The organism is Streptomyces sp. P5F9 (assembly GCF_057961495.1).
This window is the reverse complement of record NZ_JBXVPZ010000453.1, coordinates 1-7,674: the sequence shown is the minus strand read 5'-3', so window position 1 is coordinate 7,674 and position 7,674 is coordinate 1. Positions and strand designations below refer to the sequence as shown.

The following is a 7,674-nucleotide window of genomic DNA, read 5'->3' as shown; positions in this document are numbered from 1 at the left end:
CCCCCTACATCCGGATGCTTACGGATGTTCCCCCAGTTGTCGTCCGTGAGGACCACCGTCACGTCGTCCGGCGCCCTCAACCCCCGGTCCCAGTACCGCTGCACCTCCTTGTACAACGTCCACACCTGCGGAGTCGCCGCCGCCGGCCGGCCCGTCACCTCCTCGATGATCTGCCGTTGCGCCGCGATGATCTCCTGCATCAGCTCGATGCCGTCGCCGTCGGGCAGGCTCGTGTCGCCGTTACCGCGCATGCCGAGCGTGACGACACCCTCGAAACCCTGGTCGACCATCCGCTGCACGCCGGCCCGCCAATAGGCGCGTATCGCCTGGGAGTTGAGCCGGTACGACCACTCCCCCGTCCCGCCGTACGGATCGTGCCCCGGGGTCACGATCGCGCCGGAGGAGTCCCGGACGGCGGCCACGGCATGCCGGTTCCACTCCTCGATCCCCCGCATCATCGGCGCCTCGTGCGACGTGCCCATGACAATCCCATACTCCGCGGCCCGCGGATGGTTCTCCGGGTCGTCCTCCGCGAAGGCCCGCCCCCACACCGCCGGCCAGAGGTAGTTCCCCTTCAGGCGGAGTAGCACCTCGAAGACCCGGGCGTAGAAGTCCGCGGTGAAGCCCCCCGGATACCCCGCCGCCTTGCCCGGCCCGAAGTACGCCGGCGCCCACGTCCCCAGCGCCGGATTCTCGTCATTGATGAAGAAGCCGCGGTACTTCACCACCGGGGTGCCTTGCGAGTACCGCCCGGGCCGCACCCACACCTCGCCCCGCCGCGTCGGCGGCACGTCGTCCCACCAGTGCCAGGGCGAGACCCCGATGCCGTACGACACGTCGTACGCACCGAAGATCGTGCCGCGCGGGTCGCTCCCCGCGACGACGAACGCCCGCTCCACACCCGGCATCGGCCGCTCGACCACCGTCTGCAACGAGGTCTCCCACCGGCCCCGCACCCCGGACACGTCCAGCTTCCCGGCGGCCACCAAGCCGTCGATCAGCGCGCTGCGCCCGATCGTCCCGACCAGCACCACCTCACGCGCTCGCGCGAGCGCGCTCCCGGGGCGTACGCCGGTGACGCGTTCGATGTCGTCCCTCAGGTCCCCTGCCACCCGTACGACGCCGGGGTGATCGTCGGGGTCCACCACGACCGGGGCCCCGACGAGGGGGAACGCGCCCGTCGTACGCGAGAAGGAGATGTACCCACCCGCGTCCATGGACCGCGGGGCCCCCGACGACAGCACCGGCACTGCGGCAAGTCCCGCACCCAGAACGGCTCTTCGGCTCACGCGCTCGCCCATGACTCATCCCTCCGAAGCGAATTTGCTCAGCGGCATGACAAATGGTGGGACGAGTGGAGGGAGGGGACAACGGGTCGTACCCGCCGAATAGTTTCGTAACAGCAACCGGCGGGCGGCAGTTGGCGAACAACAAAGAGGCCCGTACGACCGAAGTCGTACGGGCCCCTTCGAGACCTACCAGTCAGAGACCGGTCGGATCAGCCAAGACAAGCAGCCAAGACTACTTGTTGATCTTGGTGACCTGGCCGGCGCCCACCGTGCGACCACCCTCGCGGATGGCGAACTTCAGGCCCTCTTCCATGGCGACGGGCTGGATGAGCGAAACCGTCATCTCAGTGTTGTCGCCCGGCATGACCATCTCGGTGCCCTCGGGGAGGGTCACGACGCCGGTCACGTCCGTGGTGCGGAAGTAGAACTGGGGACGGTAGTTGTTGAAGAACGGCGTGTGACGGCCACCCTCGTCCTTGGACAGGATGTACGCCTGGGCCTCGAACTCCGTGTGCGGGGTGACCGAGCCGGGCTTGATGATGACCTGGCCGCGCTCGACGTCCTCGCGCTTGATGCCACGGAGGAGCAGGCCGACGTTCTCGCCCGCCTGGCCCTCGTCGAGCAGCTTGCGGAACATCTCGATGCCGGTGACCGTGGTGGTGGTCTTCTCCTGCTTGATGCCGATGATGTCAACGGTCTCGTTGACCTTCAGGACACCACGCTCGATACGGCCGGTGACGACCGTACCGCGACCGGTGATCGTGAAGACGTCCTCGACGGGCATGAGGAAAGGCTTGTCGACGTCACGCTCGGGGGTCGGGATCGACTCGTCGACGGCGGCCATCAGGTCGAGGACCGTCTGGCCCCACTCCTTGTCGCCCTCAAGAGCCTTGAGCGCCGAGACCTTGACGACCGGCAGGTCGTCGCCCGGGAACTCGTACTCGGAGAGGAGCTCACGGACCTCAAGCTCGACGAGCTCCAGGATCTCCTCGTCGTCCACCATGTCGGCCTTGTTCAGGGCGACGACGATGTACGGAACGCCGACCTGGCGGGCCAGGAGCACGTGCTCCTTGGTCTGCGGCATCGGGCCGTCGGTGGCGGCGACCACGAGGATCGCGCCGTCCATCTGCGCGGCACCCGTGATCATGTTCTTGATGTAGTCCGCGTGACCGGGGCAGTCGACGTGGGCGTAGTGACGCGTCTCGGTCTGGTACTCGACGTGCGCGATCGAGATCGTGATACCGCGCTGGCGCTCCTCAGGAGCCTTGTCGATCTGGTCGAAGGCCGAGGCCTCGTTCAGGTCCGGGTACGCGTCGTGCAGCACCTTGGTAATGGCGGCCGTGAGGGTCGTCTTACCGTGGTCGATGTGACCGATGGTGCCGATGTTGACGTGCGGCTTAGTCCGCTCGAACTTCGCCTTCGCCACTGGGTCCTCCTGTGGAGTGGTTCTGGTACGCCTTACTCATCGGCGCCAGGTGATCTTTGCTGGGATGCCGCCCGCCGGGGTTCTGCTCCCGGTTTCCGGGGACGATCTCTCGTCCCGCTGCCGGTCTTCGGACCCCGGCGGTCGGTGTCAAGCCTAAAGCGTGCAAACGGTGTGTGTTACTCGCCCTTGGCCTTCGCGATGATCTCCTCGGCGACGTTCCGGGGAACCTCGGCGTAGGAGTCGAACTGCATCGAGTAGCTTGCGCGACCCGAGGTCTTGCTGCGGAGGTCGCCGACGTAGCCGAACATCTCCGAGAGGGGCACGAGGCCCTTCACGACGCGTGCACCGGCACGCTCCTCCATGGCCTGGATCTGGCCACGGCGGGAGTTGATGTCGCCGATGACGTCACCCATGTAGTCCTCGGGCGTGGTGACCTCGACGGCCATCATCGGCTCAAGGAGCACGGGGGACGCCTTGCGCGCGGCCTCCTTGAAGGCCTGCGAGCCGGCGATCTTGAACGCGAGCTCGGAGGAGTCGACCTCGTGGTAGGCACCGTCGAGCAGCGTGATGCGGACACCCGTCATCTCGTACCCGGCGAGGATGCCGAACTGCATGGCCTCCTGCGCACCGGCGTCCACCGACGGGATGTACTCCCGCGGGATACGGCCACCGGTGACCTTGTTCACGAACTCGTACGCCGGACCGTCGGCCTCGGTGATGGGCTCGATCGCGATCTGCACCTTGGCGAACTGACCGGTACCACCGGTCTGCTTCTTGTGGGTGTAGTCCACACGCTCGACGGCCTTGCGGATCGTCTCACGGTACGCGACCTGCGGCTTACCGACGTTGGCCTCGACCTTGAACTCACGGCGCATACGGTCGACCAGCACCTCAAGGTGCAGCTCGCCCATACCGCCGATGATGGTCTGGCCGGTCTCCTCGTCCGAGTGAACCTGGAAGGAGGGGTCCTCCTCCGCGAGACGCTGGATGGCTACACCCAGCTTCTCCTGGTCACCCTTGGACTTGGGCTCGATGGCGACCTGAATGACCGGCGCCGGGAAGTCCATGGACTCCAGGATGACCGGGTTCTTGTCGTCGGACAGCGTCTCACCGGTGGTGGTCTGCTTCAGGCCCATGACGGCGACGATGTCGCCGGCGCCCACCGACTCGATCTCCTCACGCTTGTTCGCGTGCATGCGGTAGATCTTGCCGATGCGCTCCTTCTTGCCCTTGACCGAGTTCAGCACTGCCGAACCCGCCTCCAGGCGGCCCGAGTAGACCCGGACGAAGGTGAGCTTGCCCAGGTGCGGGTCGCTCATGATCTTGAACGCGAGCGCGGACAGCGGCTCGTCCACGGACGGCTTGCGCTTGACGACGACCTCGGGGTCCTTGACGTCGTGGCCTTCGATGGCCTCGACATCCAGGGGGGTCGGCAGGTAGCGCACGACCGCGTCGAGCAGGGGCTGGACGCCCTTGTTCTTGAACGCGGTGCCACAGAACACCGGGGTGACCGTGATGCCCTTGGACTTGCCGGACGCGATGGTGACGCGGCGGATCGCGGCGTACAGCTGCTCCTCGGTGGGCTCGACGCCCTCCAGGAACAGCTCCATGATCTCGTCGTCGTTCTCGGCGACGGCCTCGACCAGCTTGCCGCGGTACTCCTCGGCGGCCTCGGCGTGCGTGGCCGGGATGTCGACGACGTCGTACATCTCGCCCTTCGCCGCCTCGGCGGACCACACGAGCGCCTTCATGCGGACCAGGTCCACAACGCCCTTGAAGTCCATCTCGGCACCGATCGGCAGCTGCATGATCAGCGGCACCGCACCGAGGCGGTCCTTGATCATGTCGACGCAGCGGTGGAACTCCGCGCCGGTCCGGTCGAGCTTGTTCACGAAGCAGATGCGCGGGACGCCGTAACGGTCGGCCTGACGCCACACCGTCTCGGACTGCGGCTCGACACCGGCGACACCGTCGAACACCGTGACGGCACCGTCGAGGACGCGCAGCGAACGCTCCACCTCGACGGTGAAGTCGACGTGCCCCGGGGTGTCGATGATGTTGATGGTGTAGTCGTTGTCCTCAAGCGGCCAGTGACAGGTGGTGGCAGCAGAGGTGATCGTGATGCCACGCTCCTGCTCCTGCTCCATCCAGTCCATGGTGGCGGCGCCGTCGTGGACTTCACCGATCTTGTAGCTGACGCCGGTGTAGAAGAGGATCCGCTCGGTGGTGGTCGTCTTGCCCGCGTCGATGTGGGCCATGATCCCGATGTTGCGGACCTTGGCCAGGTCAAGTGAAGTGGTAGCCATAAGGCTTCAGTCTTCTCTCGGTCTCGATGGGGTCTGCGACTACCAGCGGTAGTGCGCGAAGGCCTTGTTGGACTCGGCCATCTTGTGGGTGTCCTCGCGCTTCTTGACGGCCGCGCCGAGGCCGTTCGAAGCGTCGAGAAGCTCGTTGAGCAGACGCTCGGTCATGGTCTTCTCGCGACGGGCGCGGGAGTAACCGACCAGCCAGCGCAGCGCGAGCGTGTTGGCGCGACCGGGCTTGACCTCGATCGGAACCTGGTACGTCGCACCGCCGACTCGGCGGGACTTGACCTCAAGCGTGGGCTTGATGTTCTCCAGCGCGCGCTTCAGCGTGATGACCGGGTCGTTGCTGGTCTTCTCGCGCAGGCCCTCCATGGCGCCGTACACGATGCGCTCGGCGGTGGAGCGCTTGCCGTTCAGCAGCACCTTGTTGATCAGGGAGGTGACAAGAGGAGAACCGTAGACCGGGTCGATGATGACCGGGCGCTTCGGGGCGGGGCCCTTACGAGGCATTTTCTACTTCTCCTTCTTGGCGCCGTAGCGGCTGCGGGCCTGCTTGCGGTTCTTCACACCCTGGGTGTCAAGCGAACCGCGGATGATCTTGTAGCGAACACCGGGCAGGTCCTTCACACGGCCGCCGCGCACGAGCACGATGGAGTGCTCCTGCAGGTTGTGTCCCTCACCCGGAATGTAAGCGGTGACTTCGATCCCGCTGGTCAGACGCACACGCGCGACCTTACGCAGGGCCGAGTTCGGCTTCTTCGGGGTGGTCGTGAACACACGCGTGCAGACGCCACGGCGCTGGGGCGAGCCCTCAAGCGCGGGCGTCTTGTTCTTCTCGACCTTGTCCTGCCGGCCCTTCCGGACCAGCTGCTGGATCGTAGGCACTACTTCTCCGGTTTCTGTGTGCCGATGGTGAAGCTAACCTGGAACGTCGCCGACCCACGCGGTCGGGTGTGTCGGATCGCGCAGACTTTCGCCGGTAAGCAAAAGGGGCGCGGATCGCGGTGGCCGGTGTCGACTCCCCTAGTGCGGTTCAAGGCACGCACGGGAGCCAGGGCACACCCCAGGCACAAGGTCTGAGCGTACCTACCTCATTCGCTGCGGTCAAAACAAATGGATGCCACCCACGGCTCGACACGGAAGATGCCGAAGCCGCCCCCGCTCCGCGATCTTCGAATCTACGGCACACGCCCCTCAGGGAGAGCTCGCCGTCGCCGCGATCATCAGGAGCAGCATCAGGGCCCAGCCCGTCACCGCGAGCCAGCCGAAGACCAGACCGGTGAGGGCGAGGCCGTCGCCGCCCTCGTCCGTCCGCTGTATCTCGGCGCGGGCGGTGTGGCCGAGGATCACCGCGGGGATGCCGGTGAGGCCCAGCGTCGGCACGATGAGCAGGCCGCAGACCAGCGAGCCGACCGCCTTGCCGTTGGTCGGCGGCACCGGGGGCGGCAGGAACGTCGGCGGCACCGGCCGGAATCCCGGCGGCGGCCCCTGCACGACAGGCGTCACCTGTGGGCCCTGGGGCAGATCGGCGACCAGCAGCATCAACTCGCCCACCGTGCGGGCGTCGTAGGCCCGGGCGACTCGCTTCTCCAGCTCGTCCTCGCGCAGCCGCCCCTCGGCGAAACCGGCCCGGAGGACGTCCACCGCCCGCTCCCGGTCCGCGGTCGCGGCCAGCATCGACGCCCCGGCCTGTGCCGGCGACGGCTGGTGCGGTCCTGGCCACTGCCCCTGCCACGGTGTCGGGTACGACACGGAACACCTCCCCCGGCGCCGGAGACCGAATGCCTCCATGATGCTCCAACGCACCGAAAACGGCACCGGTTCCCCATCAATACCGAAAGAGGTCGGCCACCCCCGCCCCCGTACAGACGCGCGTACAGACCCCCGTACAGAAGAGAGGGGAGCGGGGTGGCCGTCCATCGCCGTCCCTCAGCGTGCGCGGCGACCGCCCCCGGCGGCACGTTCCGCGGCGAACACGTCCTCCAGCCGGAACAGCTGCGCGCGCCCCGCCTTGCCGACCGGCGCCAGATGCCCGAGCTGGACCCACTTGCGGATGGTGGCGGGCGCGACCCCGGCCTCCTGCGCGGCGAGCGGCCCGGGAATCAACGTCGGCAGCCCACCCCTGGTGAACGTCGTCATCGCTCCCACTCCCCCTCGTTCCAGGTGTGCCGGTAGGCCGGGTCGTCGTGGCAGCCGCAGTCCGGCACCGAGCAGCGGCAGGCCGGGTTCACACAGAGCACCGCGCCGCGGTCCGGGAAGGCCCGCAACGAGACCGAGTCGCACCAGGGGCAGCGCCCCGACACCCGTACGACCGTCTCGGTGTCCCCCAGCGCACGCGCACAGCGCCGCGCCATCCGCCGCGTCTCGTCCCGTACATGCGCCGCGAGTACGGCGTCGGCGGCCACCTCGTCGAGCAGCCCGGCGATCCGCCGCAACCGCTCGGGCACGGACGCCCGCCGCGCCCGGGGCAGCCGGAGCCTCTCCCGCACGGCTTCTTCCAGTTCTACGACGCCGTCCGTGATGTCCCGGATCGTGTCGGAGATGTGCAGGCGCAGCGGGGCCGCGCTGTGGCCGGGGGCGACGAGTCCGTGCCGTTGTTCCAGGAGGAGGGCTTCGGCGCGTTCCTCGCGGAGCCGGTCGGCGAGGCCGGGCG

General features: G+C 67.5%; 8 protein-coding genes. All 8 read right to left on the bottom strand.

Annotated elements, in window-relative coordinates; translation table 11 throughout:
* Nucleotides 1–1,301: glycosyl hydrolase 115 family protein (locus tag AC31A1_RS42220; protein WP_489658379.1), on the bottom strand; the 1,301-nt coding region annotated here is incomplete at its 3' end.
* Nucleotides 1,302–1,521: 220 nt separating this feature from the next.
* A complete protein-coding gene (tuf, locus tag AC31A1_RS42215; RefSeq protein ID WP_019072299.1) occupies nt 1,522–2,715 on the bottom strand; it encodes an elongation factor Tu in 1,194 nt (397 codons plus the stop codon).
* Nucleotides 2,716–2,891: 176 nt separating this feature from the next.
* Entirely contained in the window at nt 2,892–5,021 is a 2,130-nt protein-coding gene (gene fusA / locus AC31A1_RS42210; protein ID WP_393759879.1) for an elongation factor G, read from the bottom strand.
* A 39-nt stretch (nt 5,022–5,060) separates the two neighbouring features.
* Entirely contained in the window at nt 5,061–5,531 is a 471-nt protein-coding gene (gene rpsG / locus AC31A1_RS42205; RefSeq protein ID WP_005481264.1) for a 30S ribosomal protein S7, read from the bottom strand.
* Nucleotides 5,532–5,534: 3 nt separating this feature from the next.
* On the bottom strand, nt 5,535–5,906 hold the full coding sequence (rpsL, locus tag AC31A1_RS42200; protein WP_003948652.1) for a 30S ribosomal protein S12: 372 nt from the start codon (nt 5,904–5,906) through the stop codon (nt 5,535–5,537).
* A gap of 309 nt (nt 5,907–6,215) precedes the next feature.
* Nucleotides 6,216–6,773: a DUF1707 and DUF4190 domain-containing protein gene (locus AC31A1_RS42195; protein WP_489658378.1), complete on the bottom strand. Its 558-nt coding sequence runs from the start codon at nt 6,771–6,773 to the stop codon at nt 6,216–6,218.
* Between the two features lie 177 nt (nt 6,774–6,950).
* On the bottom strand, nt 6,951–7,160 hold the full coding sequence (locus AC31A1_RS42190) for a MerR family transcriptional regulator (protein ID WP_489658377.1): 210 nt from the start codon (nt 7,158–7,160) through the stop codon (nt 6,951–6,953).
* A partial coding sequence (locus tag AC31A1_RS42185) for a hypothetical protein (protein WP_489658376.1) occupies nt 7,157–7,674 on the bottom strand: 518 nt, incomplete at its 5' end. The genes AC31A1_RS42190 and AC31A1_RS42185, both read right to left, overlap by 4 nt.

Coding starts and splice junctions, on each gene's coding strand:
- fusA (WP_393759879.1), bottom strand. CDS start 5,021: ATGGCTACCACTTCACTTGACCTGGCCAAGGTCCGCAACATCGGGATC.
- rpsG (WP_005481264.1), bottom strand. CDS start 5,531: ATGCCTCGTAAGGGCCCCGCCCCGAAGCGCCCGGTCATCATCGACCCG.
- AC31A1_RS42190 (WP_489658377.1), bottom strand. CDS start 7,160: ATGACGACGTTCACCAGGGGTGGGCTGCCGACGTTGATTCCCGGGCCG.